Source organism: Hydrogenophaga sp. T66 (assembly GCF_057219855.1).
In genome coordinates this window covers 1,749,615-1,775,261 of record NZ_JBXVVX010000001.1, presented here as the reverse complement: position 1 = coordinate 1,775,261, position 25,647 = coordinate 1,749,615, and the positions used below count along the sequence as shown (strand labels likewise).

Below are 25,647 nucleotides of genomic sequence, written 5' to 3'. Positions count from 1 at the left end.
ACTCACTTCTTCGCCGGTGCGGCAGGCTGACGACTCGACTGTCCCGCAGGCGCGAAGGCTTCGAGCCAATGGGACTCGCTGTCGGGCTCGGGCAGCGGCACCTCGAAGGCCCGGTAACCTTTATCCTCACCGACGTACGTGACCTTGCCCACTTCGGGCAGCAGCTTCTCGACGGCGGTGTTGGCCTTCGCATGCTGGCCCACCAGCAGCCGAGCGCCGCGGTTGCGTGCCCACGCGCACGCCCAGTGCACACCCCACAAGCCCAACCGCTTCTTCCGCTCAGACGGGATGACGCTGGTGCCCACCTCGGCCCACAGCACGGTGGAGCCCGCTGGCGCCTGCAGCTCGATTTGAAGCAACAGCGTGATGGCGTGTGTCTTGGGATCGCGCAGGGCGTAGAACGAGTGGGTCTTCATGCGGCGGAGGTATTCCATGACCTCCTTGGCATTGCCCGAAATGAAGCGCCGGCTGCGGTCCTCGTCGCTCAACGCCTGGATGTGGGCCTCGACATCCGCCCAGTCCGCCTCGCTCGCGATCGGGTGCATCGGGCCCGGGGGTGGCATGGCGGGCAACGTGGCGGGCGCGGCGTGGCCCTCGACGAGGAAGCTGTCGATGTTGCGTTTGGCCATGTCGTCCAGTCGTTTCCACATGCCTGCAAACGTCTTCTCCAGGTCGGCCTGGTTGGGCACGGAGATCCGCCGAATCGGCGCGGGAATCACGGTCGGCTTCGTCAGATCGGTCGCCAGCGACCAGCCGAAGGCCAGCGCCAGGAATGAGAAAGCGTCGCGCTGCACCAGCTTGGTCTTCGGGTCCTTGTAACGACCGGCCTTGCGCATCAGATCAACCACCGCGTAGTCGGTGTCGACCAGAACCCCGGCCCGGTACATGGCGTCCGCCACGTCCGCCAGGTCCATCGCCGCGGAGTAGCCCAGGCCGTCGGTGCAGGGGGCCTTGCTGGCCAGCAGGGCCACCCAGGTGAAGCGACCGCAGTTGTTGGTCGCTTCGCCTGGCACAAAGGGACCTTCAGCGCCCGGGGGATGGGTCTTGGGGTGCAGCGCGAATTGCCGTTCCGCCATCAGGAAGCGCGCTTGCTGGAGGGAGAGCTTGAGTTTTCCCGCCTTGATTTCCTGCGCCAGGGCCGGCAGCGTGGTGCTCGGGTCCACGCCGTAGTGAAAGGCGTCCAGGCCAATCTGCGAAGCCGACTGGTTCGCGCATTGCAAGACGAAGGCCTCGACGCCCTCGAAGTCGCGGATCGGCACGATCGTGCCGCTCGGTGGCCCGGTCTTGGCCAGGGACTGCAGGATCGGCAGCTTGTCCTTGGTGATGTGGGGAAGCTTGTACTTGGTGCGCACGGCGTTGGTCAGCTGCAGCGTGTTGTAGCTGGCGGAGACGCTGCCGATCGTGTCCACGGCGAGGCCGTCGAGCATGGCCGTCTTGCCGTCGGTCTTGTTGATGGACTCGTGATGCGCCACGCACACCCGGCCATCACCGGCGAAAAAGATCGCCGACACGTGGGTGATCGGTCCATAGGTCTCGCGGTGGTACAGCACGGCCGCAGCACCCGCCGGGTTGGCCTTCAGCGTCTTGCCCAGTTCGGTGAAGAACGACACCCCCCAGGCGTGGTAAAGCTTGTCGGAGAAGATCGCCCCGAAGATCGAGTCGTCATTCACCAGGTCGCCTGCCAGGCGGCTGAAGACGGCATCGTCAAGACCGGCGGCCTTCGCGAAATCGGCGTAGTGGGGCTGCTGGCGACCCAGCGCTTGGGCTGCCTGCACCGCCTTGTGGGCATCCGACGCGACCGTGATCTCCTCATCCCACTCTTCGCCGAGCCAGGAGGGCTCGATTTTGGTGATCGTGGCCGGTGAGTCGGTGGGCGGGCTTTTCCCTTTGACGGGCGCTGCCGCGGCGGTGCTGATCGCGGGCTTGGAGCCGGGTGTCGCTGGCCACTTCGGGCGGGCGGGCATGCTGCGGAATCGCGCATACCCTTTGTCGTCCTTGTGGAAGTAGGCGCTAATCACGGCCGCGAGATCCTGCGGTTGGCGAACGAGGCTGAGGTCCTGCTTGAGTCGCAGCACCGCCTCGTTGCCGGGCGCCTGGTACTCGGCAATCGCCTCCAGGCAGCGAATGATGTAGTCGCAGCAGTTGGGATGGCCGGGCGGCGGGGCGCCGGTGCTCAGATACTGCATCCACTCAGCCTCGGTCCACAGCCAGAACGGCGGCGAACCTTCGGCGCCTTTGAGCGAGTAGACCGCTGGTTGCTGCTCCATGGCTTTGAACAGCGCCAGCATCGAACCTTCGTCGAGGGTGCCGATGTCGATGGTGAACGCCTCCTTGCCGCCGGCGTAGGGCTCGCTCCAGGGCGCCGCAGTCAGGTCGAGGTTCAGGTAGTCGGTGCCGAATGATCCAGTCACTGGCCAGCCCCGTTGCACCGTGAGGGACTTCTTGTCGGGCGCATGGCCGAGACTCCCGGGTTGCCCGGCCTGGACCGTCTCGAGCATCTGCATCACTTGCGTCCAGAACGCGGGCGACAGCCCGCCTTTCAGTTTCCCGACCTGCTGGATCTCCGCCGCATTCAGCTCGCCATGGATGTGGCCTGGCACGACGGTGTATTCCTGAGAAAACAGGTAATTTGAGGGAACCTTCCTGAACAGGGTGGGGTTGACGACAAACGATATTTCGCGGACCTGCTGAGCGGGCCTCACGGCCCAGGCCGGGCGTGTCTTGGGAACCAGCGGTTTGGCGATCGATGGGCTACCCGGCTTGCTGGTGCGGAAGCCGGCGGCGGCGCGCGATGTCATGAACATGGCGACCTCCTCAATGGGAACCTGTGGGCAGGACAGCAAGCGCCACGGTGACCGCTTGCCCCATGACCTTGATGACATCGTCGACCTTGGTGGCGGCGGTGTATGGCCACTGGGTGCGGTAGACCACCGAGCCGGTGTCCGGCCAGCGGGCGTAGCAGCCCATGCCATCGGCCTGGCTGGGTATGGCGGCGTTGTATTCCAGCAGGGCACGATCCACGTTCAGGGCATTGGCGCCCACGTCCACCAGCACGATCAGGGTGTCGGGGGCGTGGTCCTCGTCGAACACGACGGCCACCGAGTGGCCGGCCATTTCGAAGGAGTTGACCGAGTCGGTGGGCTTTGCGTCCTTGGCGCCGAGGGCCTTGTAGAGCGCGCCCATGAGGGTCTCGTAGTCTTGTTTTTTCATGGAAGTTCCTAGTGCGGGGGATCACCCGGATTGGGTGAAACCAGTCTAGGAACCGCGGCTTGCGGCAGCCATCGGCCGCGCGCCGCAGGGCGTCGCGCCGGTCAGCCGGGCAGGAGCCGATCGCGACCCCAGGGCTGACCCCGGAAGGTCTTCTGCAGGTGTTGCCTCAGCAGGTCCAGCCGCCTCGGTACGCTGGCGCGCCACGGAGCGATCCAGTGCACATCGGCGTCGCGCTGGCTCCAGTCGGGCAGCACCCGCACCAGCGCGCCGCTGGCCAGCGCCGGTCCGATGTCCCACAGGCTGCGCAACATGATTCCGTGGCCAGCGAGACACCAGTCGCGCACCAGCTCGCCCGCATTGCTGCTGAGCGGTCCGCCGATCGTGACCCGGTGGCTGTCGCGCTCCCCGCTGCGCTGCAGGGACCAGTGGTGGTCTGGCACGGCGTCGCGCGTCGTGTTCTCGCTCACCCGCAGGCAGGGGTGCTGCGCCAGGTCGTCGAGCGTCTGGGGCGTTCCATGGGCCGCGAGGTAGTCCGGCGACGCCACCAGCACGCGCTCGTTGGGCGCCAGCCGCCGGGATACCCATTCGCCGGCGCGCCGCGACGGCGCGCTCCACAACCAGATGGCCGCGTCGTAGCCCTCCGCCGCAAGATCGGGCAGTCGTTCGGTGAGCTGGAGGTGAATCGTCACGGCCGGGTGCCTTTGTTGGAACGCCGCCACCGCCGGCCCCACCCAATGGCGTCCGAAACCCAAGGTGGCGACCAGCCGAATCGGCCCCGTGGCCTCCGCGCGGCGCTCGCGCAATTCGCTGGCCAGGGCCTGAAAACCCTGCAACAGGTCGGTGGCGCGGCGCACCACCGTCTCCCCCTCCGCCGTGGCCGCCACACGGCGCGTCGTCCGCTGGAACAACCGCAACCCGAGGGCGGTTTCCAGCAGCGCCAGCCGCCGCGTCACCGCCGAGGGCGTCACCCCCAGCGCGGCCGCTGCCTTGGCCAGGCTGCCGTGGCGGTGGATCGCCACCACCAACTCCAGATCGGCGCGCTCCATTGTTTCTCTCCAATCAACAATCAGTTGTCCCATTATTGATTGAATGGCCGCTACGCTATGGCCTGAATCGTTGCCTTGTCCCAGGCCTTACCCCAGGAGCTTTTCATGACGACCCACCGCATCGCGGTCATCGCCGGCGACGGCATCGGCACCGAGGTGATGCCCGAGGGCCTGCGCGTGCTCGACGCCGCCGCCCGCCGCTTCGGCATTGCCCTGCAGTTCGATCACTTCGACTTCAGCAGCTGCGCGTATTACGAGAAACACGGCCAGATGCTGCCGGCCAACTGGAAGGAGCTGATCGGTGGCCACGACGCGATCTACTTCGGCGCCGTCGGCTGGCCGGCCAAGGTGCCCGACCACGTGTCGCTGTGGGGATCGTTGCTGATGTTCCGGCGCGAGTTCGACCAGTACATCAATCTGCGTCCGGCCCGGCTGATGCCCGGTGTGGTGGCGCCGGTCGTGCGACGAGATGGGTCTGCGCGCCAACCCGGGGAGATCGACATGGTGATCGTGCGCGAAAACACCGAGGGCGAGTACAGCAGCATCGGGGGCCGGATGTACGCCGGCACGCCGCGCGAGATCGTCATGCAGGAGACGGTGATGTCGCGCCACGGCGTGGACCGGGTGTTGCGCTACGCCTTTGAAGTCGCGCGTTCGCGGCCCAAGAAGCACCTCACCAGCGCCACCAAGAGCAACGGCATCGCCATCACGATGCCGTATTGGGACGAGCGCGTCGAGGCCATGGCGCTGGAGTACCCGGACGTCACCGTCGACAAGTTCCACATCGACATCCTGACCGCCCACTTCGTGCAGCGACCGGATTTCTTCGATGTCGTCGTCGGCTCCAACCTGTTTGGCGACATCCTGTCCGACCTGGGTCCGGCCTGCACCGGCACCATCGGCATTGCGCCCAGCGCCAACCTCAACCCGACCCGTGAGTTCCCGTCGCTCTTTGAGCCGGTGCACGGTTCGGCGCCCGACATCGCGGGCCAGGGAATCGCGAACCCGATCGGCCAGATCTGGTGTGGCGCGATGATGCTGGACTTTCTGGGCCACCGCGCGGCGCACGATGCCATCCTGGCCGCCATCGAGGCCGTCTTGCAACCCGGCAGCGGTGCGCCGCGCACGCGCGACCTCGGCGGTCAAGCGGGCACCGCCGACGTTGGTCGCGCCATCGCGCAGGTCGTCGGCGCATGACGCCCCGGCGGTGGGGTGCTGGCCGGGGATTGGGTCTAGAATCCGCCCTTCGCGCCGGCCGCCGCCGGACCGGCCCCGCCGCTTCTCTGTCGCGGCGCCGCCCCGTCCGGACCCGCCAGCCAGTCGCGCGAAGCCATCCAACCACTTCCAACTGAGGGGCTCTTCGTGAACAAAACCGAACTCGTCGAACACATCGCCAAGCACGCCGACATTTCCAAGGCCGCTGCCACGCGCGCCCTCGACAGCACCATCGCCGCCATCCGCACCACCCTGAAGAAGGGCGGCACCGTGTCGCTGGTCGGCTTCGGCTCGTTCGCCGTGACCAAGCGTCCCGCCCGCAAGGGTCGCAACCCGCGCACCGGCGCCGAGATTAAAATCAAGTCGGCCAAGGTGCCCAAGTTCCGCCCGGGCAAGGCGCTGAAAGACGCACTGAACTGACGCGCTGAACTGACACGCTGTTGCACACCGTTTCGGTGGGGTGCTTAGCTCAGTCGGTAGAGCGGCGCCCTTACAAGGCGTAGGTCGGCGGTTCGACCCCGTCAGCACCCACCAAGCACCAGAAGGCGAACCCGGGTTCGCCTTTTTTCTTGTGCGTCGTTCCGCGAGGGCGACGCGCACCGTTTGAACCGAGTCAGGGTTTTCGCATGTTCGATTCCATCCGCAACCACAAGAAGTTCTTCATGGGCATCTTGCTGGTCCTGATCATTCCGTCGTTCGTGCTGGTCGGCGTGGAGGGCTACTCGCGGTTCAACGAAGGCGGCAGCGAGGTGGCCAGCGTCAACGGGCGCGGGATCAAGCAAGTGGAGTGGGACCAGGCGCACCAGGAAGAATCCCAGCGCCTGCGCCAGGCCATGCCGCAGATCGACCCCAAGCTGCTCGACAGCCCCGAAGCCCGCTACGCCACGCTGGAGCGTCTGGTGCGCGAGCGTGTGCTGGCCGCTGCCGCGCAGAAGGACAACCTCTACACGAGCGATGCCCGGCTGGCCCGCGATCTGCAGCAGAACGAAACCATCGCCACCTTCCGCAAGCCCGACGGCACCCTGGACGTGGAGGGCTACCGGCAGCTGCTGGCCCGTCAGGGCCTCACGCCCGAGACGTTCGAAAACAGCGTGCGCGCTGATCTGTCGCAGCGGCAGGTGGTCGGCGGTGTCACCGCGTCGGCCATTGCGCCACTGGCGATCGCCAAGCCGTCGGTCAATGCCTTCTTTGAGCAGCGCGAGGTGCGGGTGCTGGCCGTGCCGGCCGCCTCGTTTGCGGCGCGCGTGAAGCCGACCGACGCCGACATCGAAGCCTTCTACAACGCCAACGGCGCGCTCTTCCAGGCGCCCGAGCAGGTGGACATCGAGTACCTGGTGCTGGACGCGGCTGCGCTGGAGAAGTCGGTGGTGATCAACGAAGCCGACCTCAAGGCGTACTACGAACAGAATGCCGCCCGCCTCTCCGGCGCCGAAGAGCGCCGAGCGCGTCACATCCTGCTCAGCGTCGCCCCCAACGCCAGTCCGGCGGACAAGGAGGCGGTCAAGCAGAAGGCGCAGGCTTTGCTCGAGCAGCTGCGCCGGGAACCGCAGCGTTTCGCCGACATCGCCCGCGCCGAGTCCCAGGACCCGGGTTCGGCGGCCAATGGCGGTGACCTGGACTTCTTTGGTCGCGGCGCCATGGTGAAGCCGTTCGAGGATGTGGTGTTTTCGCTCAAGAAGGACGCGATCTCCGACCTGGTCGAAACCGAGTTCGGCTTCCACATCATTCAGCTCACCGACATCAAGGCCCCGCCCGTGCGCAGCTTTGCCGAATTGCGCCCGCAGCTCGAAGCCGACCTGCGCAAGCAGCAGGCCCAGCGCCAATTCGCTGAAGCCGCCGACGTGTTCAGCAACACGGTGTACGAGCAGGCGGACAGCCTGCAGCCCGCGGCCGACAAGCTCAAGCTGACGGTGCAGACCGCCCAGGCCCTGCCGCGCAGTGGCGGCGCCGGTGTGCTCGGCAACCCGCGGCTGCTGGAGGCGTTGTTTGCCAACGAGTCGATCACCAGCAAGCGCAACATCGCCGCAGTGGAAACCGCCTCCAGCCAGCTGGTGTCGGCCCGCGTGGTGCAACACCTGCCGGCTCGCACGCTGCCGCTCGCCGAGGTCCGCGAAGCGGTCACCCAGCGGTTGATCGCCTCCCGCGCGGCCGAACTGGCCCGCGAAGAAGGCGAGAAGCAACGCACCGCCTGGCAAGGTGGGCAGGTGCCCGCCGGCGCCACGCCGGTGCAGACGCTTTCGCGCGCCAGCGCGCGCAGCCTGCCGCCGGCGCTGGTGCAGGCCGCGCTCAGCGCCGATCCGGCCAAGCTGCCGGCCATCATCGGTGTGCCGCTGGGCGATCAGGGCTACGCGGTGGTGGAAATTGCCAAGGTGCTCCCGGCGGTGGAGCGCCCGGCCGACCTCGCCAAGGAGGATGCGCGTGAGTACGCTCGGGCGTGGTCCGATGCCGAAGCCCGGGCGTTTTACGAAGAACTGAAGACCCGCTTCAAGGTGAAGATCAAGGTGCCGCGCCCGCAGGGTGCTGCCGCGATCGGCGGCTGAGGCGGTACCGGATCGCGCTATAATGCGCGGCTTGCGGTGGCTGTAGCTCAGTTGGTAGAGTCCAGGATTGTGATTCCTGTTGTCGTGGGTTCGAGTCCCATCAGCCACCCCACCGAATGCCCCCCGAAGCCCGCCCGCGCGGGCTTTTTTGCGTCCCGTTGCCGCCCCTGCCGGCCGAGCCACCGATGACCCACCGCGAGCGGCCGACCCTGTACCGTGACTGTGCGGTGGCTTTGCTCACCCGGCACCACAAACGCGCGCTGCTGGCGCCGCCGCTGGAGGCGGCCACGGGCTGTGTGGTGACGGCCACCGACGCCTACGACACCGATCTGTTGGGGAGCTTCAGCCGCACCGTCGAACGTCTCGACAGCCCCCTGCACGCCGCGCGCCGCAAGGCTTGCATCGGCGCGTCGCTGCTCGGTGCCGACGTGGGCCTGGCCAGCGAGGGTTCCTTCGGGCCCGACCCCGTGGGCGGGTTGATGCCGTGGAACGTCGAACTGGTGGTGTGGGTGGACGTGGCCCGGGGGTGGGAGGTGGTCGGCATGGCCCAGGGGCCGGCGCGTCACCAGCAGGCTCGCCTCTCGACGGTGGAGGACTTGCGCGCCTGGGCCGTCGGTGCGGACTTCCCGGCGCACGGGCTGATGCTGCGCCCCGATCGCGACGACGATCCCCGCGTGGTGTCGGGCATCCTCACCTGGCCGGCGCTGGAGGCTGCGTTTGCCCGGTGCGCGGCGCACAGCGATGGCGGCGTCGTGGTGGTGGAGCACGACCTGCGCGCCTTTGCCAATCCGACCCGGCAGCGCCTGATCCGCGCCGCGGCAGACGATCTCGCGGCCCGCTTGTCCCGTGCGTGCCCGGCGTGCGGCGCGCCGGGGTGGTCGGTGGTGGGCCGCACGCCGGGGCTGCCCTGCGGGGGGTGCGGGCGGCCGACCCGCGCGCCCCGGTTGGAGCGCTGGCGATGCGCGGCGTGCGGCCATGCCGAGGAGACCCCGGTCGCCGGGCCGGACTGGGCTGATCCCTCCCGCTGCGACGCCTGCAACCCCTGAGTCTTTTGGGAACCGATGGCCCCGCGCGGCCGTCCGGCGCTCCGATCCCTTGAGCGCCGCGTGGGGACTTGTGTGACGGATTGCCTCAACTTGGTGCATTGTGTGCCGATGAGACCATCAACTCGGCGTTGATGTTCGCCGCGTCACCGATCCATGCCATTGGCCTCGCTTTTCTCCCGCCTTCGTCGTCCGACCACGCCGGACGGCGTGGCAGCGAGCGGTCTGCCGACCGATCCCGCGGTCTGGAGCCCCCAGGCAGAGGCACTCGCGCTCTCGCGCGCCGCCACCGCCACCTCGGCCCAGCTCCTGGCCACCGACGCTGCGCCCCTGGAGATCGTGCAGCACTACTGCGACGCGCTGGTCGCAGCATCGTCGCACCTGGTGCTCGCGTGGTGCTGGTTCGGAGAGCGCGACGCCCCCACGATTCGACCGCTGGTGAGCGCGGGGCGGGCGGCGGCGTGGGCGCAGCGCATGGCGATCCCGCGCAACTGGCTCACCCGCCAGGGCCCCGCCCGGCGCTGCCTATCGTCAGGCCAGAGCGAGACGGCGCTGATCTCCCGCTATGCCGTCTGGGGGCCGTGGCGCCGGCTGGCCAGCGAGTTTCCGGTGGCGTCCGTGCGCTGCATCGCGCTGGGCGCACCCGACGACGACCGGGGCGGCATCCTGGTGGTATACGCCGACCAGCGCGACTACTTCGATCAGGTGGGTGGCTTCTTCGATGAAATCGGGGCCCTGTTTGGCTCGGTGTTGTCGAGCCGTGAAGCCGCCCGCGCGGCCGACCTGCGGTACACGCGCCGGCTGGAACTGGCCAGCGAGACGAGCGGCCTGGGCGTATGGGAGCTCGACCTGGCGCGCCGCACGCTCGAAGCCGATCCGCGGGTTCTGGCGATGTTCGATCTGCCGGTCTTGCCGCCTCGCGACCTCACCAGCGCGGTCTGGGCCGCGATTCACCCCGACGACCTGAGCGCGGTGAAGGCGGCTTTCGACCGCACGATGGCCGGTCCCGACCCGCTGCACGCCGAGTTCCGCGTGCTGACCCCGGGCGGGCAGCAGCGGCATGTGCTGTGCCGCGCCACACTCCTGCGCGACGCGCTGGGCCGTCCGCGCAGCCTGGTGGGCGTGTATCTCGATGTCACCGATCGGCGCGAGGACGAGGAGCGGCTGCGGCGCGCGCGCGATGCGGCTGAAGCGGCGAGCCGGGCCAAGAGCGATTTCCTCGCCACCATGAGCCACGAGATCCGCACGCCCCTCAACGGGATCCTGGGCATGAGCGAGCTGGCCTGGCAGATGGCGCGTGACCCGGCGCAGCGGGAGTGCCTGCAGACCGTGCGCGACTCGGGCCAGGTGCTGCTCACCGTGATCAACGACATCCTGGACTTCTCCAAGGTCGAAGCGGGCCGGATGGACATCGAGGCGGTGGCCGTGGACCTGGAGCCGCTGGTGCGCGAAGCGCTGCGCGCGGTGCAGCCCGCGGCCGACAAAAAGGGCTTGTCCCTGGTGTCGCGGGTCGATCCTGCGTTGCCGCCGCGGGTGGTCGGCGATCCGGTGCGGCTGCGCCAGATCCTCCTCAACCTGCTCGGCAATGCGGTCAAGTTCACGCCGGGCGGGGCGGTGCGGGTGACGTTGGCGTTGGTCCCGGGCGCGCAGCCCCCGCGCTGGCGCCTGAGTGTCAAGGACACCGGCATCGGCATCGCACCGGAGGTGCAGCAGCACATCTTCGATCCCTTCAGCCAGGCCGACACCAGCACGACGCGTCGGTTCGGCGGCACCGGGCTGGGCCTGTCGATCTGCAAGCGCCTGGCGGAGCTCATGGGCGGGCGCATCGCGGTCTCCAGCGTGCTGGGCGAAGGCGCCACGTTCACCGTCGAGCTGCCTTTGCAGGCCGCGGCCGCGGCGCCCGCGACCGCGCCGGAGGCGTTCCGGGCGACCCAGCCGCCGCCGGGCCTGGACATCCTGGTGGTGGATGACCACCCGGTGAACCAGAAAGTGGCGCAGCTGCTGCTGGAGAAGGCGGGCCACCGCGTGGCCATTGCGCGCGACGGCGAGGAGGCGCTTGAGCGCACCCGCGATCAGGCTTTTGATGTCGTGCTGATGGACATGCAGATGCCCGTGATGGACGGGCTGGAGGCGACGCGCCGCATTCGCGCCCAGGAACTGGAGCGCCAGAAGCACCGGGCGCGCATCATCGCGATGACCGCCAGCGCCATGGACAGCGACCGCGACGCCTGTCTGGCGGCGGGCATGGATGCTTTCGTGGCCAAGCCCATCAACGGCCGCGAACTCGGCCGCGCCCTGAGCGCCTTCGCCGAGCCGCGGCCGGCGCGGGTCAGTTGACGAGCACCAGTTTGCCTTTGATCGAGCGCGAGCCCATCACCGCGTAGGCCCGCGGCAGTTCGCTCATGGGCAGCGTCTGGTCGATCACCGGCTTGACGAGGCCTTGCGCGTATTGCTGCGCGAGCATCTGCATCATGGCCGCGTTGGCTTTCGGCTCCCGCTTGGCGAAGTCACCCCAGAACACGCCCACGATGCTGGCACCCTTGAGCAGCGGCAGGTTGAGCGGCAGGCTCGGGATCGGTCCACTCGCAAAACCCACCACGAGGTAACGACCTCGCCAGGCGATCGAGCGGAACGCCGGCTCGGCGAAGTCGCCGCCCACCGGGTCGTAGATCACGTCGGGGCCGCGTCCATCGGTCAGTCGCTTGATCTCGTCGCGCAGGGTGGTGGCCGGGGTGTGCACGCCGTAGTTCAGCGTGGCATCGGCACCCAGTGAGGCGCACAGCGCGCACTTCTCGTCGGTCGAGGCCGCAGCAATCACGCGCGCGCCAGCCGCCTTGGCGATCTGGATCGCCGCCGTGCCCACGCCGCCGGCGGCGCCCAGGACCAGCACGGTTTCACCCGCCTTGAGCTGGGCGCGGTCGATCAGCGCGTGGTGCGACGTGGCGTAAATCATGATGAAGGCGGCGGCATCCACAGCGGGGAATCCTTCGGGCAAGGGCATGCACAGCGCCGCCGGTGCGAGCGTGTGGGTGCCGAAACCGCCGGTGCCGCTCAGGCAGGCCACGCGCTGGCCCACCGCGAGGTGCTTCACCCCTTCGCCCACGGCTTCGATGACGCCGGCGTATTCGCTGCCCGGCACGAAAGGCAGCGGCGGCTTCATCTGGTACTTGTTCTGCACGATCAGCAGGTCCGGAAAATTCAGGCTCGCGGCCTCGATGCGCAGCCGCACCTGGCCCGCGCCCGGCTCGGGCGTGGGCAGTTCCTTCCATTGCAGGGCGTCTACGCCCACGGGGTTCTCGCACAGCCAGGCGTGCATGGTCGGCTCCTTGGTGGTGGGGATCGATGGGGAATCGGGGGGTGATCCGAGACCGTGTCGCGGCGCATGATAGGCAGCGCCCGGGGCATCGGCGTCAGGGCGATTACCCGGTCGTGTCGCTCGGGCGACCGGCCGCGCCTCCTAGAATCGCGGCATGAAAATCCTCATCTCGAACGACGACGGGTACCAGGCGCCGGGCATCGTGGCGCTCTTTGAGGCGCTCAAAGGCCTGGCGGACGTGGAGGTGGTGGCGCCTGAGCACAACAACAGCGCCAAGAGCAATGCGCTCACCCTGCATTCGCCGCTGTATGTGCACCGCGCACCGAATGGCTTTCGCTACGTCAATGGCACGCCGGCCGATTGCGTGCACATCGCGCTCACCGGGCTGCTCGGCTACCGGCCCGACCTGGTGGTGTCGGGCATCAACAACGGCGCCAACATGGGCGACGACACCATCTATTCCGGCACCGTCGGTGCCGCCATGGAGGGCTACCTGTTCGGGATCCCGGCGATTGCGTTTTCCCAGACCGAGAAAGGCTGGGCCCACCTCGACGGCGCGGCCGAGAAGGCGGCGCAGCTCGTGCGCCAGCTGCTGCCCTCGGTGCGCGCCGGCGGCGCGCCCTGGCTGCTGAACGTGAACATCCCGTGCCGACCCGCGGACGAGATTCGCGGCTTCAAGGTCGCGCGGCTGGGACGGCGTCACGCCGCCGAGCCGGTCATCACGCAGGTCAACCCCCGGGGCGAGACGATGTACTGGATCGGCAGCGCCGGCCCGGCGAAGGACGACGTCGAAGGCACCGACTTTCACGCCACGCAGCAGGGCTACGCCACGATCACGCCGCTGCACGTGGACCTCACCGACCACGAGCGCCTGGCCTACTGGGCGCCCACCGCCGCCGCGCTGGGCGGGAGCGGGGCGTGAGTCAGCCGCCCGCCGGGCGCTCGCGCCCCGGTTTTCCGGCCCGCCTGGACGCCGGCGGCGGCCCGGCCGCGCCGCGGCGGGCACCGGCGCCCATGCCGGCGTCCCGGCTGGCGCCGTCGGGCGTGGGCATGGACTCGGCCGCGGTGCGCGCGGCCATGGTGCGGCGCCTGCAGGCCGGCGGCATCAGCCATCCGGCGGTTGTGGCGGCGATGCTGGCGGTGGAGCGCCACCGCTTTGTGGACACCGCCCTGGCGCCGCAGGCCTACGAAGACACCAGCCTGCCGATCGGGCTGGGACAGACCATCAGCAAGCCCAGCGTGGTGGCGCGCATGATCGAGCTGATCTGCCCGCGCGGCGCCGCGCCGCTGGGCCGTGTGCTGGAGGTCGGCACCGGCTGCGGTTATCAGGCTGCGGTGCTGAGCCGGGTGGCGCGCGAGGTGTACAGCATCGAGCGCCTGCGCGGGCTGCACGACAAGGCGCGCGAAAACCTGCGCCCGCTGCGCTTGCCCAACGTCCATCTGCTGTTTGGCGACGGCATGCTCGGTTTTGCGCAAGGCGCCCCTTACGCCGCCATCATTGCCGCCGCGGGCGGGGAGGACGTGCCCGCCGCCTGGGTGGACCAGCTGGCGGTGGGCGGGCGACTGGTGGCGCCGGCGGTCACGTCCGCGGGGCGGCAGCACCTGGTCGTGGTGGACAAAACGCCCACCGGCATCGTCCGCACCGAGCTCGAGGCCGTTCATTTTGTGCCCCTAAAATCCGGCATTGCCTGACGCGGCGCCCCCACCGGGGCGCGTCGCCCGCCCAATCCGGGCGTCGCCCACCGGCGACCCCACCGAGATGGAGTCCGAATGAACCGCTCCCTTCCCCTGACCGCCCGCCACCTCACGCTGCTCGCGCTGTCTGCCGCCGTGCTCGTGACCGCGGGCTGCACGACCCGGCGCGTGTCCGGGCCGGCGCCGGTCGACGATCGGGGTTTCTCCCGCGGCACCGAGACCGCCCCGGCCGCGGCCCTGCCCGGCGCCGAGAACGCGGGCAAGCCCGGCTTCTACACCGTGCGCCCCGGCGACACGCTCTACCGCATCGCGCTCGACCAGGGGCAGTCCTGGCGTGACATCGCGGCCTGGAACAACCTCACCAACCCCAACCTCATCGAGGTCGGTCAGGTGCTGCGCGTGGCGCCCCCGACGGTCGCTGCGCCCGCGGTGATCGCCGCCGCTCCGGTGGCCAACCCGGCCGTCGTGGCCCGCCCCTTGAGCGAAAGCAGCGCGCCCGCGCCCGCGCCGGCCGCCACCCCGGCGCCGGCCCCCACGCCGGCGCCCGCGGCATCGCCGGCGCCAACCGCCGGGGCCGACGACATCAACTTCGTCTGGCCGGCCAGCGGCCCGGTGATTGCGAACTTCGACGAAGCCACCAACAAGGGCGTTGGCATCGGCGGCAAACCGGGCGATCCCGTGCTGGCCGCGGCCGACGGCCGCGTGGTGTACGCCGGGGCCGGTCTGCGCGGTTATGGCAACCTGATCATCCTCAAGCACAACAACACCTTCCTCACCGCCTACGCCCACAACCAGGCGCTGCTGGTGCGCGAGGATCAGGCCGTGCGTCAGGGTCAGAAGATCGCCGAGATGGGCAGCAGCGACAGCGATCGCGTGAAGCTGCATTTCGAGGTGCGGCGTCTGGGCAAGCCGGTCGACCCCCTGACCCACCTGCCCAAGCGCTGATCCCCGCGCCCGGGCCAGCGCCGGGGCGCGTTCTCCTTTCCAGGAAGCCCCATGGCCTGGCCCGTCCTTGTTTTCGACATCGAATCCATCCCCGACGTGGTGGGCCTGCGCGCGCTGCGCGGCGCGCCGGCCACCGACAGCGACGAACAAGTCCACGCCGCGTGGCTCGCCGAGCGCCAGGCGAAGGGGCAGAGCGACTTCATGCCCCTGCACCTGCAGCGGGTGCTTGTCATCAGCTGCGTCTTTCGCAACGCCGAGGGCTTGCGCGTGCACTCCTTCGTCGACCGCGATGGCCAGAGCGAAGGTCGGGTGATCCAGCAGTTCTTCCACGCGGTGGAGAAACACGTGCCGCAGCTGGTCAGCTGGAACGGCGGGGGCTTCGATCTGCCGGTGTTGCACTACCGCGGCCTGCGCCACGGCGTGGAAGCGTCGAAGTACTGGGACATGGGCGAGGACGACCGCGAGTTCAAGTGGAACAACTACATCGGTCGCTACCACATGCGCCACCTGGACCTCATGGACCTGCTGGCCATGTACAGCCCCAAGAACAACGCGCCGCTGGACGCGCTGGCCAAGCTTTGCGGCTTTCCCGGCAAGCTGGGCATGGACGGTTCGCAGGTCTACAGCCAATACCTTGCGGGCCAGACCGACGAGATCCGCCGCTACTGCGAGACGGACGTGATGAACACCTACCTGCTGTATTGCCGCTTCCAGCAGATGCGCGGTGGCTTCACGCCCGCTGAGTACGAGCAGGAGATCGCCTTCGTGAAGGACACGCTGGGCGGTCTGACGCCCGCTGAGCCGCACTGGGCCGAATACCTCGCTGCCTGGGCCTGAATGGGGCCGGCGCCTCGGGGCCGGCGCCTGAGACAATCGCGGGATGTCTGCCGATGTCCCGACCCCCGACGCCCCGTCGTCTGATTCGCTCCCCGACGCCCCCGGCGCCGTGCCGGACCGCCGCCCCCGCGCCCACACCGCCGTCGTGCCGCCCACCGACGGCACGCTGATCGTCGAATCGCTCGACATCGAAGCCCAGGGCATCGCCCACCGGCCCGACGGCAAGGTGGTGTTCATCGACGGTGCACTCCCGTTCGAGCGGGTCAGCGTCTCGGTGCACCGGCGCAAAAACCAGTGGGAGGCCGGCACGGTGACGGCCATCCACCGCGAGTCGTCGCAGCGCGTGCGACCGGGTTGCCCGCACTTTGGCCTGCACGCCGGCGCCTGCGGGGGCTGCAAGATGCAGCACCTGCATCCGGCCGCGCAGGTGGCGGTCAAACAGCGCGTGCTCGAAGACAACCTGTGGCACCTTGGGAAGGTCCGGCCCGAGACGATGCTGCGCCCCATCGAGGGGCCCACCTGGGGCTACCGCTACCGCGCCCGGCTGTCGGTGCGCCACGTCATCAAGAAGGGCGTGGTGCTGATCGGGTTTCACGAGCGCAAAAGCCGCTACGTGGCCGACATGGCGGTGTGCCCGGTGTTGCCGCCGTCGGTGAGCGCGCTGCTGATGCCGTTGCGCGGGCTGATCGCCGGCTTGCAGGCCCGCGACACCTGCCCGCAGATCGAACTGGCCGCCGGCGACCAGACCACCGCGCTCGTGCTGCGCCACCTGGAGCCGCTGTCGGAGGCCGACCGCGCCAGCCTGCGGGCGTTCGGTGCGGCTCACGGCGTGCAGTGGTGGCTTCAGCCCAAAGGCCCGGACACGGTGCACCGGCTTGATCCCGACGACGGCACCGCCGATCTCGCGTACGAATTGCCCGAGTTCGGCATCCGCATGCCGTTCCGCCCCACGGACTTCACCCAGGTCAACCCCCACATCAACCGGGTGTTGGTGGCCCAGGCGCTGCGCCTGCTCGACGCCCGTCGCGACGAGCGCGTGATCGACTGGTTCTGCGGCCTGGGCAATTTCACCTTGCCCATCGCCACGCGCGCCCGTGAGGTGCTGGGCGTGGAGGGCAGCGAGGCGCTGGTGGCGCGTTCGCGGGACAACCGCGTGGCCAACGACCGCCCGGGGCGCCCGCTGGCGCCCACGACCTTCGCCGCACGCAACCTGTTCGAGATGACGCCGGCCCGGCTGGTCGCCGATGGTGTGGCGGACAAATGGCTGGTGGACCCGCCGCGCGAGGGCGCCTTTGCGCTGGCGAAGGCGCTGGCGGACCTGCACCAGGACCCGGCGTTGCGCACCGGCGGCTGGACGCCACCCCGGCGCATCGTGTATGTGAGCTGCAATCCCGCCACGCTGGCCCGCGACGCCGGCTTGCTGGTGCACCAGGCTGGCTACCGCTGCACGAGCGCGGGCGTGGTCAACATGTTTCCCCACACCGCCCACGTCGAGAGCATGGCGGTGTTCGAGCGCGCGGACTGAGGCGCCGGCCGGGCGTCCGGCCCACCGTGATCGGGGATCAGGACTTGTCGGCCCCGTCGGCCGGCTTGTCCGGCGGCGCGGCGCTTCCCTCGCTGGGCATGCCGACGATGCTGTTGTCGCGCATGTACTGGTCCATTTCCTTCCAGCCGGCGAACACGGCCGCCTTGGCCGCGCGGGGGTTGGCCTGGAAGCACGACTCGATGCTGCGCACCGCGTGGCGGCAGGCGCTGCCAATGGCTTTGCCTTCGGCCTCCTTGCGCTCGTTGACCTGGGCCGCGGTTTCGATGCCCAGGGCGTCGCAGCCGGCGATCAGCAGGGCGAAGGTCAGCAGGCTGGCGAGGCGGGCGGATCGGCGCATGGTGGGTCTTCCAGGTTCTCTCCAGTTTCGGCAGTCTGGCGCCGAACTTGACCCCGCTGCCCAGCCCCAGGGCCGAAAAAAAAGGACCCCGCAGGGTCCTTTTCGCGGGGCGCGGTACGCGCCTTATTCGCGTTCGCCGCCGAAGATGCCGAGCAGCGAGAGCAGGCTCTGGAACACGTTGAACAGGCTCAGGTACACGCCGAGCGTGGCGGTGATGTAGTTGGTCTCCTCACCGTCCTGCACGCGCTTGAGGTCGTACAGGATGAAGGCCGAGAAGATGCCGATCGCGATCACCGACAGCGTGATCACCAGCGCGCTGGACTGCAGGAACACGTTCGCGATGCCCGCCACCAGCAGCATGATCACGCCGATGAACAGAAACTTGCCCATGCCCGACAGGTCGCGCTTGATGATCCCGGACAGCGAGGCCATGCCCAGGAAGATCGCGGCGGTGCCACCGAACGCGGTCATGATGAGGCTCGCGCCGTTGGCCAGGCCGAGCACGCGGGCCAGCAGGCCGGAGAGCATCAGCCCCATGAAGAAGGTGAAGGCCAGCAGCACGGGCACGCCGGCGGCCGAGTTCTTGGTCTTCTCGATGGCGAACATGAAGCCGAAGGCGCCGCCCAGGAAGACGATCAGGCCCAGGAAGCCGGTCAGGCCGGCGGTGATCCCGGTGGCCACGCCGAGCCAGGCGCCCATCACGGTGGGCACCATGGACAGCGCCAGCAGGGCGTAGGTGTTGCGCAGGACCCGGTTGCGCTGTTGTTGCAGCGCAGCAGAGGTGCCGAAGGCGGACGGGGCGTTCACGTAATCAGACATGGTGATCTCCTGAGAGGTCGACAGACGCGGCGGATTGTAGGGGCCCGGGCGGGGTCAACACAGTTGTGACCCCAATCCCACCAATGGCACGGGTATCGTCGCGGCTGTGTTGTCTTTGTAACCGCCCGAAGGAAAAAGTTCATGAAATCCAAAGCCGTGCTCGAACTGGCCGACGTCAAGGCCATCGCCGCCGCCGCTGAAGCCGAAGCGCTGAAAAACAACTGGGCGGTGACGATCGCCATCGTCGACGACGGCGGCCACCTGCTGTGGCTGCAGCGCCTGGACGGCGCGCCGGCCATCTCGGCCCACATTGCCCCGGCCAAGGCGCACACCGCCGCGCTGGGTCGCCGTGAAAGCAAGGTGTACGAAGACGTCATCAACCAGGGGCGGGTGTCGTTCCTCAGCGCGCCTGCGCTGCAGGGCATGCTGGAGGGCGGCGTGCCGGTCCTGCAGGACGGCCAATGCCTGGGCGCGGTGGGGGTGAGCGGCGTGAAGTCGTCGGAAGACGCGCAGATCGCCCGCGCGGGTCTGGCGGCGATCGGTCTCTGACCGGGGTCGGTAAAAAAGGGCTGGCTACCGGCGGCGGTCCCGCCGTGGCTGACCCAACACGACGTCGGGCGGCCGACCGGCCGTCCCGCGTCGCCCCACGAAACTATTTCGTCAGGATCAGCTTGCCCTGACGGGTGGCCTGCAGGCGGTAGACCGTGCCGTTGTGCTCGATGGCCACCGCGCGCTGACCCTGCAGCAGGGCCGTGCTGGGCAGCACCGGCACCGGCCGCTCCTGACCGGCGGTGGCGGGCTGGGCGGGCGCGGGCGTTGTCATGGCGCCGGCTCCGTGATGAAACCGATCTTGCGCACGCCCGCCTTCTGCGCGGCCGCCATGGCCTGCGCCACGCGCTCGTAGCGCACCGCCTTGTCGCCGCGGATGTGAAGTTCCGGCTGCGGCTCTTGCGCCGCGGCCTGGGCGAGCCGCTGGCCGAAGGCCGCGTCGTCCACCGGCTGGTCGTTCCAGAAGTACTGGCCTTGCGCGTCCACGGCCAGGCGGATGTTCTCCGGCTTGTCCTGCACCTTGGCCACGCTGGCCTGCGGGAGCTCGATGTTGACCGCGTGTTTGATGACCGGCACGGTGATGATGAAGATGATCAGCAGCACCAGCATCACGTCGATGAACGGGATCATGTTGATCTCGCTCATGACCTCGTCGCTGTCGTCTTGCGTTCCGATGGCCATGGTGATCAGCCCCGTTTGAGCGGCAGCACGCGGCCGTCGCTGCCCACACTCACCCGCGCGCCGGTGACGAAATAGGCGTGCAGGTCGTGCGCGAAGCGGTTGAGCTGGTGCAGGATGGCCTTGTTGCCGCGCACCAGCGCGTTGTAGCCCAGCACCGCGGGAATCGCCACCAGCAGACCCAGCGCGGTCATGATCAGCGCCTCGCCGATCGGACCGGCGACCTGGTCGATGCTGACCTGGCCGGCCGCGCCGATGCCCAGCAGGGCGTGGTAGATGCCCCAGACCGTGCCGAACAGGCCCACAAAGGGCGCGGTGGACGCCACCGACGCCAGCACCGACAGGCCGCTTTGCGCCCGGGCGCTGAAGTCGTCAACGCCCTTGCGCAGCGAACGCTCGACCCAGTCGCTCACGTCCAGCGTGTCGTGCAGCTGCGGCCGGGCGCTGCCGTCCTTGTGGGTGATGTGGCGCGTGGCTTCGCGGCCTTCCACCGCCAGTGCGCGGAAGGGGTTGCCGTCGGCCTCGCCGAGCTTGTCGAGGCCTTCGGCGAAGTCGGCGCTGTGCCAGAAGCCCTCGACGCCGCGCGCCTGGCGGCGCTGGGCGCGCTGGTCGAGCGCTTTCCAGACGATGATGACCCAGGTGGCCAGGCTCATGGCCAGCAGCACCAGGGCCACGCTGCGGGTGACCCAGTCGCCCTGGGTCCAGACGTGCGCCAGGCCGGCGGAAGCGAAATCGTTGTTCATGTCAATCAGAGCAAGTGGGCAGCGCCACGCGACGGTGAGGCTGCGGCGGGTTATTCCAGGACGAAGTTGATGGGCACGTTGAACCACATGGCTTCCGGCACGCCACCGCGTTTGCCGGGCACGTAGCGCCAGCGCAGCACGGTCTGCAGCGCGGTCTGGTCGAGGCGTTCATAGCCGCTCGACTGGCGGATTTCGGCCCGCGAGGCCCGCCCGTCGGCGTCGATCAGCACGCGCACCACCACCTTGCCCTGTTCGCCCAGCCGACGCGACAGCGGCGGGTAGGGCGGCGGCGGGTTGTTGAGGTAGTCGGCGCTGCTGCTGGGCAGCACCACCGCGGGCGGCGCCGGGGGCGCCGGCGGGGCGGGGGGCGCGGGGGCGACCACCGGGGCGGTGGTTGTGACGGGCTCGGCGGGCGCGGGCGGCGCCGCGGGCACCACCGGGGCGAGGGGGCTGGGGGCGGGGCTGGGTGTGGCGACCGGCCGCGGGGTGGGCGCCGGCGCCGGTCGCGGCGTGAGCCGGGGTGCGGTGGTGGGCGGTGGTGGTGCCGGCGGGATCTGCGGCACGGGCGGCTCGATCAGCTCGGCCATCACTTCCACCGGGATCACCAACTCGACCGCGCGCCGGATCAGGCCGGCCTGCAGCGCCCACAGGGCCGCGCCGTGCAAGGCCAGCACCGCGCCGACCGCGAGCAGGCGGCGTTGGGTGGTCCGGGACGTGAAGGCAGGCATCGGCGGGGGCAGCGCGCCCGTGGTGGGCGGCAGGGCGAGGGCGGGCGAGGGGCTCATAGTGTAGAAGTCCCCCGGCGCAGCGCCCACCAGGCCGCGGGCACCACCACCAGCACGCTCAGGAACAGGGCAAGGGCTGCGTTCATGGTGTGATTATAAACGAGAATTGTTTGCATTAAATAATTGCGGGTCGCGATTCATCAGGGGCCTCGCGGCCGCTCAGTCCTGCAGCAGACCCAGCGCGCTCAGTTCGTCGGGCGTGCGCGCGCCGCACAGCGCCTGCGCGGCGGTGAATTCGTCGCGCCAGCCGCGCAGCTGGGTCGCCACGGCCGGCGCGCCGCCGAGCGCGAGCGCCCGCAGCAGCGGTCGGCCGAGCAGCACGGCGCGCGCGCCCAGCGCCAGCGCCTTCACCACGTCTTCCCCGCGCCGCAGACCGCCGTCCACCAGCACCGGCACGCGCCCGCCCACCGCCGCCACCACCGCCGGCAGGGCGCGCGCTGTCGGCACGGCGCTGGCGAGCTGGCGGCCGCCGTGGTTGGAGACGATCAGGCCGTCGGCGCCGGCCTCGACCGCCGCCAGAGCGTCGGCCGGGTGGAGCACGCCCTTGACCAGCAGCGGCAGGCGCGTGAGGTCCCGCCAGCGGCGCAGGGTGTCGGTCGTGGCGGATGCGGCCAGCAGGGCGTCGAGGCCCGGGGCTGCCGCGGGCGGAAGGTTCACCGCCGCCACGCCCGGCGGCACCCGCCACCCGGCGGCGCGCTCGGCGTCGCGCGGGCCTTGCAGCGGCGCGTCCACGGTCATCACGATCGCTTCCACCCCGGCGGCTTCGGCGCGCGCGAGCAGCGCCGCGTCGGTGGCCGGATCGGGTTGGGGGTGCAGCTGGAACCACAGCGGGCCCCGGCCCGGGTCGCCCCGGAACAGGCGCGCCACGTCCTGCAGGGGCGTGCTGCTCTGGCAGGACAGCACGAAGCCCGCGCCTTGCGCGGCCGCGGCCACGGCCATCGCGGCTTCGCCGTCCGGGTGGGCCGCGCGCTGGTAGGCCATGGGCGCCACCAGCCAGGGCACGGGCGCCGGGCCGCCGGGCAGCGCCACGCGGGTGTGACTGCCGGCCAGCGGGCGCAGGCTGCGCGGCCACAGCGCGATGTCGGCCCAGGCGGCTTCGTTCGCCCGCACGGCGCGGCCGTCGCCGGCGCCGCCGTCGATCCAGGCGTGGAGGGCGGCGTGGGCGACCCCGGGGCCCGGGTGGGGAAGGCCGGGTGGCAGGCCGGTGAGGAAGCCGGTGGCGATGGGGGCGTGGACGTCGGTGTGTACGTCGGTGGCGTGGTCCGTGGAGATGCCGGCGTCCCGGTTCATGGTTGGGCCCATTCGCGCAGCAGGTTGTGATAGACGCCGGACAGCGCCGTGGTCTCGGGGCTCTCGCCGTGCCGCGCGCGCAGCGCCAGCAGGCTCATGTCGAGTTCGAACAGCAGGGCGCGCCGCGCGTCGGCGGCCACGAGGCTTTGCACCCAGAAAAAGGCCGCGAGCCGCTCGCCGTGGGTGACGGGCGTGACCTCGTGCACGGTGCGGGCGGGGTAGAGCAGGGCGTCGCCGGCGGGCAGCTTGTGACGCTGCGCGCCCCCCGGGCCGTGCACCACCAGCTCGCCGCCCTCGTACTCGGCCGGGTCGCTGAGGAACACGGTGCACGACAGGTCCGAGCGCAGCCAGTCGGCGCCCGCGCGCAGGATGGCGTTGTCGATGTGAGGGCCGTAGTGTTCGTCAGCGCCGGCCTGTCCGGGCGCCGCGGCCCGGTAGCGGTTCACCCGCGGCGGCAGCACGCGCCGCGGCAGCGCCGCCGAAAAGAACAGGGCGTCGCGCTGCAGCGCGCCCAGCACGATCGACTGCACCGTGGCGCTGGCCGGGCTGTCGGGCGCGAGCTGGTGGTTTCGCTTGACCGCGAGCGCCTGCGCCCCGGCGCTGCCGGCCCCGTCGCGCCATGGCGCGTCGTCGCCCAGGCACTGGCGCGCCTGGCGCAGTTCGTCGGGGGTGAGCAGGGCTTTGAGGTGCAGCACGGGACACTTTCGGGGGGGGCTTGTGGGGGCAGGCTGGGCTGGACCGCGCGGGATGGTCAGAACAGGCTGGTCAGCGTGACCTGCAGCTTGCGCGGCGCACCCGGCTGGTAGAAGCCGCGGTAGAGGCCGTCGGCGTACAGCTTGTCGGTGAGGTTGGTCACGTTGAACTTCAGGATCTGGCGCTCGGAAAGCGTGACTTCGGCCATCGCATCCACGGTCACGAAGGAGGCGGCCACGAGGTTGCGCGCGCCTTCCGGGCTTTGCTCGCTGCGCCAGTTCAGGCCCGCGCCCAGTCGCACCGCCGGCGTCACGCGGTAGGTCGTCCAGAGGCTGGCGCTGTGGCGCGGCGTGAGGGCGGGACGGTCGCCCTGCACCTGCGCGCCGCCGCCGTTGGCCGCCAGCGCCTGGTTGCTGCGGGTGATGCGGGCGTGGGGAATCCAGGTGTGGTTGTAGAAGATCTCCCACAGGGGCGTGATGCGGCCCGCGAGGTTGAATTCCATGCCCGTGGCCTCGCGCTCGCCGGAGAGCAGGAACTGGGTGGCGGCGGTGTCGGGGTCGGTGTTGCGCTCGTTGGTCTTGACGCTGTGGAACAGCGCCACGCCCAGCGAGGCGCGGTTGTCGAACAGCTCGAACTTGCCGCCGATCTCCAGGTTCTGGCTCTTCTCCGGCGGGGTGTTGGCCAGCCGCGCGTTGGCCGTGCCCGGGGCGAAGTTGCCGAGCGCGAACTGGTAGGTGTCGCCGGAGGTGTTGTAGGAGGTGCCGAAGGAGGCGTAGTAGGACGTCTGGGCGTCGGGCTGGTAGAGCGCGCCCAGCCGCGGGCTGAGCAGGGTGTCGCTGATCTCGAAGCGGTTGCCCGCGGGGTCGGCGTAGGACGCGCTGAAGCGGTCGATGCGCAGGCCGGCGATCAGCTTGACGGTCTCGCTCAGGCTCACCGTGTCCTGGGCATAGAGGCCGATCGTGCGGGCGTCGAAGGTGGTCAGCGGGGCGCCGCCGCGGGTGTCGAGCCGGAAGTCGCCGTCGTTGGGCGTGCCCACCGTGGTGGTGAGGCCGGAGGCCGGGCCGGGGAAGTTGTTGTTGCGGGCGGCGTCTTCCTGGCTGAAGTCCACCCCCGCGAGCAGCTGGTGGCGCAGGCCGGCGGCCTCAAACCGGGCGCTCAGGTCGCTTTGCAGCTGGGTCACATCGCTGTAGCCGACGCGGCCCTTGGGCGTGCGGGTGATGACGGTGCCCGGACCGAGGTTGGCGGGCGTGGTGCCGGCGGCAAAACGCACCACGCTGGACCACAGCTCGCGTTCGTAGCGGCCGTGGCGCACGGTGGTCTTGAGCTCGGTGTCGCGGTCGAAGCGGTGGGTGTGGCTCGCGGTCAGCACCGTGCTCTGGGTGCGGTTGTAGTCGCTGGCCAGGCCGTAGAAGTTGCGCGCCGGCAGGGTGGGGATGATGGTGCCGTTGGCGGTGAACCAGGGGTGGTTGTAGATCGGGTTGCCGTCGGTCTCGAGGTGCATCAGGCCGACCGAAAACTCGTCCTTCAGGCCGATGCCCCAGCGGTAGGTGGGTGCGAAGCCGCGCTTGTTGTCGCGGGCGCCGAAGTTGTCGGCGTTCTGCGCCATCGCGTTCAGGCGCAGGGCGGCGTCGTCGCCGGTCTTGAGGTTGAAGTCGCCGGTCAGGCGCAGCTCGCGGCCGGTACCCACGGTCGTGGTCACCTCGTGCTGGTCCATCAGGAAGGGCTGTTTGCTCACCTGGTTGATCACGCCGCCGGTGGAGCCTTTGCCGAACAGCATGGACGCCGAGCCCTTGAGCACTTCCACCCGGTCGAGGTTGAAGGTGTCGCGCTCGATCAGCGGCGCGTCGCGCAGGCCGTCCACGAAGATGTCGCCGGCCTGGCCGAGCGAGAAGCCGCGCAGGCGCACGTCTTCCTCGCCGGTCTCGCCGCTGAGGAAGGTCACGCCGGCGGTGGTGCGCAGCACCTCGCGGAAGTCGTCGAGGTTGCGGTCGTCGATCAGCCGCTCGGTCATCACCGTGACCGACTGCGGGATGTCGCGCAGCGCCTGGCGGCCCTTGCCGATGGCGGTGTCGGTGGCGCGCAGGGTGGCCTTGGCGTCGCTGCCGAGGGCGGTGTCGCGCACCTCGACGGTGCCGAGCGTGGTTTGGGCGGCCTGGGAGGCTGTCGGGGTGGCGGCGGTGTCTTGCGCGAAGCCGGGGGTCAGCGTGAGGGAGCCGGCCAGCAGGGCGGCGCCCAGCGGCAGCGGTGCGCCCGCGCGGGCGGTGAACGGCGAAGGGAAGGCTTGGTTCGGCATGGGATGCGGTCCGTCGAAGGCATGTCGGCTGGCTGCATCGCACGCGGCGTCTGGCTGGCTGGGCTTT

Annotated in this window: 24 protein-coding genes and 2 tRNA genes; 13 read left to right on the top strand and 13 right to left on the bottom strand. The window is 69.8% G+C overall.

Annotated elements, in window-relative coordinates; all coding sequences use genetic code 11:
* Positions 1 to 2 precede the first annotated feature (2 nt).
* From AC2D80_RS08145 to AC2D80_RS08135, 3 genes are all read right to left on the bottom strand, one after another.
* Positions 3 to 2,804: a hypothetical protein gene (locus AC2D80_RS08145; RefSeq protein ID WP_484632465.1), complete on the bottom strand. Its 2,802-nt coding sequence runs from the start codon at positions 2,802 to 2,804 to the stop codon at positions 3 to 5.
* Between the two features lie 10 nt (positions 2,805 to 2,814).
* Positions 2,815 to 3,210, bottom strand: coding sequence for a type III secretion system chaperone family protein (locus tag AC2D80_RS08140; protein WP_484632463.1), 396 nt, complete (start codon positions 3,208 to 3,210; stop codon positions 2,815 to 2,817).
* Positions 3,211 to 3,311: 101 nt separating this feature from the next.
* Positions 3,312 to 4,256, bottom strand: coding sequence for a LysR family transcriptional regulator (locus AC2D80_RS08135; protein ID WP_484632461.1), 945 nt, complete (start codon positions 4,254 to 4,256; stop codon positions 3,312 to 3,314).
* A gap of 105 nt (positions 4,257 to 4,361) precedes the next feature.
* On the opposite strand from AC2D80_RS08135, the gene AC2D80_RS08130 reads away from it, so the two are divergent.
* From AC2D80_RS08130 to AC2D80_RS08100, 7 genes are all read left to right on the top strand, one after another.
* The gene (locus AC2D80_RS08130) at positions 4,362 to 5,453 is read left to right on the top strand and encodes a tartrate dehydrogenase (RefSeq protein ID WP_484632460.1); all 1,092 of its coding nucleotides are present in this window, start codon (positions 4,362 to 4,364) and stop codon (positions 5,451 to 5,453) included.
* Between the two features lie 165 nt (positions 5,454 to 5,618).
* Positions 5,619 to 5,891: an HU family DNA-binding protein gene (locus tag AC2D80_RS08125; RefSeq protein ID WP_324343582.1), complete on the top strand. Its 273-nt coding sequence runs from the start codon at positions 5,619 to 5,621 to the stop codon at positions 5,889 to 5,891.
* A gap of 38 nt (positions 5,892 to 5,929) precedes the next feature.
* Positions 5,930 to 6,005 (top strand) — tRNA-Val (locus AC2D80_RS08120).
* 92 nt (positions 6,006 to 6,097) lie between these two features.
* Positions 6,098 to 8,011, top strand: coding sequence for a SurA N-terminal domain-containing protein (locus AC2D80_RS08115; RefSeq protein ID WP_484632459.1), 1,914 nt, complete (start codon positions 6,098 to 6,100; stop codon positions 8,009 to 8,011).
* Between the two features lie 36 nt (positions 8,012 to 8,047).
* Positions 8,048 to 8,123: transfer RNA gene (locus AC2D80_RS08110), tRNA-His, on the top strand.
* Between the two features lie 73 nt (positions 8,124 to 8,196).
* Positions 8,197 to 9,057 (top strand): DUF6671 family protein, encoded by an 861-nt coding sequence (locus AC2D80_RS08105; protein WP_484632458.1) that lies wholly within the window; start codon positions 8,197 to 8,199, stop codon positions 9,055 to 9,057.
* Positions 9,058 to 9,210: 153 nt separating this feature from the next.
* Positions 9,211 to 11,391 carry a hybrid sensor histidine kinase/response regulator gene (locus AC2D80_RS08100; protein ID WP_484632457.1) on the top strand — a complete coding sequence of 727 codons (2,181 nt, stop codon included), beginning with the start codon at positions 9,211 to 9,213 and terminating at the stop codon, positions 11,389 to 11,391.
* Here the strand turns inward: AC2D80_RS08100 and AC2D80_RS08095 are convergent.
* A complete protein-coding gene (locus AC2D80_RS08095; RefSeq protein WP_484632456.1) occupies positions 11,384 to 12,370 on the bottom strand; it encodes an NADPH:quinone oxidoreductase family protein in 987 nt (328 codons plus the stop codon). The genes AC2D80_RS08100 and AC2D80_RS08095 overlap by 8 nt on opposite strands.
* Before the next feature lie 154 nt (positions 12,371 to 12,524).
* Between AC2D80_RS08095 and surE the strand changes: the two genes are divergently transcribed.
* From surE to rlmD, 5 genes are all read left to right on the top strand, one after another.
* Positions 12,525 to 13,292, top strand: a complete 768-nt coding sequence (gene surE, locus AC2D80_RS08090; protein WP_484632455.1) for a 5'/3'-nucleotidase SurE — start codon at positions 12,525 to 12,527, stop codon at positions 13,290 to 13,292.
* Positions 13,289 to 14,062, top strand: a complete 774-nt coding sequence (locus AC2D80_RS08085) for a protein-L-isoaspartate(D-aspartate) O-methyltransferase (RefSeq protein WP_484632454.1) — start codon at positions 13,289 to 13,291, stop codon at positions 14,060 to 14,062. The genes surE and AC2D80_RS08085 overlap by 4 nt, the downstream gene beginning before the upstream one ends.
* A 78-nt stretch (positions 14,063 to 14,140) precedes the next feature.
* Entirely contained in the window at positions 14,141 to 15,010 is an 870-nt protein-coding gene (locus AC2D80_RS08080) for a peptidoglycan DD-metalloendopeptidase family protein (protein ID WP_484632453.1), read from the top strand.
* A 51-nt stretch (positions 15,011 to 15,061) separates the two neighbouring features.
* Positions 15,062 to 15,847 (top strand): 3'-5' exonuclease, encoded by a 786-nt coding sequence (locus tag AC2D80_RS08075; protein WP_484632452.1) that lies wholly within the window; start codon positions 15,062 to 15,064, stop codon positions 15,845 to 15,847.
* A 43-nt stretch (positions 15,848 to 15,890) separates the two neighbouring features.
* Entirely contained in the window at positions 15,891 to 17,372 is a 1,482-nt protein-coding gene (rlmD, locus tag AC2D80_RS08070) for a 23S rRNA (uracil(1939)-C(5))-methyltransferase RlmD (protein WP_484632451.1), read from the top strand.
* A 37-nt stretch (positions 17,373 to 17,409) separates the two neighbouring features.
* Here the strand turns inward: rlmD and AC2D80_RS08065 are convergent, their stop codons facing one another.
* Positions 17,410 to 17,730: a hypothetical protein gene (locus AC2D80_RS08065; RefSeq protein WP_484632450.1), complete on the bottom strand. Its 321-nt coding sequence runs from the start codon at positions 17,728 to 17,730 to the stop codon at positions 17,410 to 17,412.
* 123 nt (positions 17,731 to 17,853) lie between these two features.
* Positions 17,854 to 18,549, bottom strand: a complete 696-nt coding sequence (locus AC2D80_RS08060) for a Bax inhibitor-1 family protein (RefSeq protein WP_484632449.1) — start codon at positions 18,547 to 18,549, stop codon at positions 17,854 to 17,856.
* A 141-nt stretch (positions 18,550 to 18,690) separates the two neighbouring features.
* Between AC2D80_RS08060 and AC2D80_RS08055 the strand changes: the two genes are divergently transcribed.
* Positions 18,691 to 19,098: a GlcG/HbpS family heme-binding protein gene (locus AC2D80_RS08055; protein ID WP_484632448.1), complete on the top strand. Its 408-nt coding sequence runs from the start codon at positions 18,691 to 18,693 to the stop codon at positions 19,096 to 19,098.
* 103 nt (positions 19,099 to 19,201) lie between these two features.
* Here the strand turns inward: AC2D80_RS08055 and hemP are convergent, their stop codons facing one another.
* From hemP to AC2D80_RS08020, 7 genes are all read right to left on the bottom strand, one after another.
* Entirely contained in the window at positions 19,202 to 19,372 is a 171-nt protein-coding gene (gene hemP, locus AC2D80_RS08050; protein WP_484632447.1) for a hemin uptake protein HemP, read from the bottom strand.
* Positions 19,369 to 19,779 (bottom strand): ExbD/TolR family protein, encoded by a 411-nt coding sequence (locus tag AC2D80_RS08045; RefSeq protein WP_484632446.1) that lies wholly within the window; start codon positions 19,777 to 19,779, stop codon positions 19,369 to 19,371. Before AC2D80_RS08045 ends, hemP begins: the two co-directional genes overlap by 4 nt.
* Positions 19,780 to 19,784: 5 nt before the next feature.
* A complete protein-coding gene (locus AC2D80_RS08040) occupies positions 19,785 to 20,519 on the bottom strand; it encodes a MotA/TolQ/ExbB proton channel family protein (protein WP_484632445.1) in 735 nt (244 codons plus the stop codon).
* 50 nt (positions 20,520 to 20,569) lie between these two features.
* On the bottom strand, positions 20,570 to 21,247 hold the full coding sequence (locus AC2D80_RS08035; protein ID WP_484632666.1) for an energy transducer TonB: 678 nt from the start codon (positions 21,245 to 21,247) through the stop codon (positions 20,570 to 20,572).
* Between the two features lie 216 nt (positions 21,248 to 21,463).
* Positions 21,464 to 22,594: an alpha-hydroxy acid oxidase gene (locus AC2D80_RS08030; RefSeq protein WP_484632444.1), complete on the bottom strand. Its 1,131-nt coding sequence runs from the start codon at positions 22,592 to 22,594 to the stop codon at positions 21,464 to 21,466.
* A complete protein-coding gene (locus tag AC2D80_RS08025) occupies positions 22,591 to 23,289 on the bottom strand; it encodes a Fe2+-dependent dioxygenase (protein ID WP_484632443.1) in 699 nt (232 codons plus the stop codon). The genes AC2D80_RS08030 and AC2D80_RS08025 overlap by 4 nt, the downstream gene beginning before the upstream one ends.
* A gap of 56 nt (positions 23,290 to 23,345) precedes the next feature.
* Positions 23,346 to 25,580, bottom strand: a complete 2,235-nt coding sequence (locus AC2D80_RS08020; protein WP_484632442.1) for a TonB-dependent receptor — start codon at positions 25,578 to 25,580, stop codon at positions 23,346 to 23,348.
* Positions 25,581 to 25,647 lie beyond the last annotated feature (67 nt).

Coding starts and splice junctions, on each gene's coding strand:
- AC2D80_RS08065 (WP_484632450.1), bottom strand. CDS start 17,730: ATGCGCCGATCCGCCCGCCTCGCCAGCCTGCTGACCTTCGCCCTGCTG.
- AC2D80_RS08080 (WP_484632453.1), top strand. CDS start 14,141: ATGAACCGCTCCCTTCCCCTGACCGCCCGCCACCTCACGCTGCTCGCG.
- AC2D80_RS08100 (WP_484632457.1), top strand. CDS start 9,211: ATGCCATTGGCCTCGCTTTTCTCCCGCCTTCGTCGTCCGACCACGCCG.
- AC2D80_RS08060 (WP_484632449.1), bottom strand. CDS start 18,549: ATGTCTGATTACGTGAACGCCCCGTCCGCCTTCGGCACCTCTGCTGCG.
- AC2D80_RS08030 (WP_484632444.1), bottom strand. CDS start 22,594: ATGAACCGGGACGCCGGCATCTCCACGGACCACGCCACCGACGTACAC.
- rlmD (WP_484632451.1), top strand. CDS start 15,891: ATGTCTGCCGATGTCCCGACCCCCGACGCCCCGTCGTCTGATTCGCTC.
- AC2D80_RS08040 (WP_484632445.1), bottom strand. CDS start 20,519: ATGAACAACGATTTCGCTTCCGCCGGCCTGGCGCACGTCTGGACCCAG.
- surE (WP_484632455.1), top strand. CDS start 12,525: ATGAAAATCCTCATCTCGAACGACGACGGGTACCAGGCGCCGGGCATC.
- AC2D80_RS08115 (WP_484632459.1), top strand. CDS start 6,098: ATGTTCGATTCCATCCGCAACCACAAGAAGTTCTTCATGGGCATCTTG.
- AC2D80_RS08075 (WP_484632452.1), top strand. CDS start 15,062: ATGGCCTGGCCCGTCCTTGTTTTCGACATCGAATCCATCCCCGACGTG.
- AC2D80_RS08135 (WP_484632461.1), bottom strand. CDS start 4,256: ATGGAGCGCGCCGATCTGGAGTTGGTGGTGGCGATCCACCGCCACGGC.
- AC2D80_RS08055 (WP_484632448.1), top strand. CDS start 18,691: ATGAAATCCAAAGCCGTGCTCGAACTGGCCGACGTCAAGGCCATCGCC.
- AC2D80_RS08035 (WP_484632666.1), bottom strand. CDS start 21,247: ATGCCTGCCTTCACGTCCCGGACCACCCAACGCCGCCTGCTCGCGGTC.
- AC2D80_RS08105 (WP_484632458.1), top strand. CDS start 8,197: ATGACCCACCGCGAGCGGCCGACCCTGTACCGTGACTGTGCGGTGGCT.
- AC2D80_RS08020 (WP_484632442.1), bottom strand. CDS start 25,580: ATGCCGAACCAAGCCTTCCCTTCGCCGTTCACCGCCCGCGCGGGCGCA.
- hemP (WP_484632447.1), bottom strand. CDS start 19,372: ATGACAACGCCCGCGCCCGCCCAGCCCGCCACCGCCGGTCAGGAGCGG.
- AC2D80_RS08095 (WP_484632456.1), bottom strand. CDS start 12,370: ATGCACGCCTGGCTGTGCGAGAACCCCGTGGGCGTAGACGCCCTGCAA.
- AC2D80_RS08045 (WP_484632446.1), bottom strand. CDS start 19,779: ATGGCCATCGGAACGCAAGACGACAGCGACGAGGTCATGAGCGAGATC.
- AC2D80_RS08140 (WP_484632463.1), bottom strand. CDS start 3,210: ATGAAAAAACAAGACTACGAGACCCTCATGGGCGCGCTCTACAAGGCC.
- AC2D80_RS08145 (WP_484632465.1), bottom strand. CDS start 2,804: ATGTTCATGACATCGCGCGCCGCCGCCGGCTTCCGCACCAGCAAGCCG.
- AC2D80_RS08130 (WP_484632460.1), top strand. CDS start 4,362: ATGACGACCCACCGCATCGCGGTCATCGCCGGCGACGGCATCGGCACC.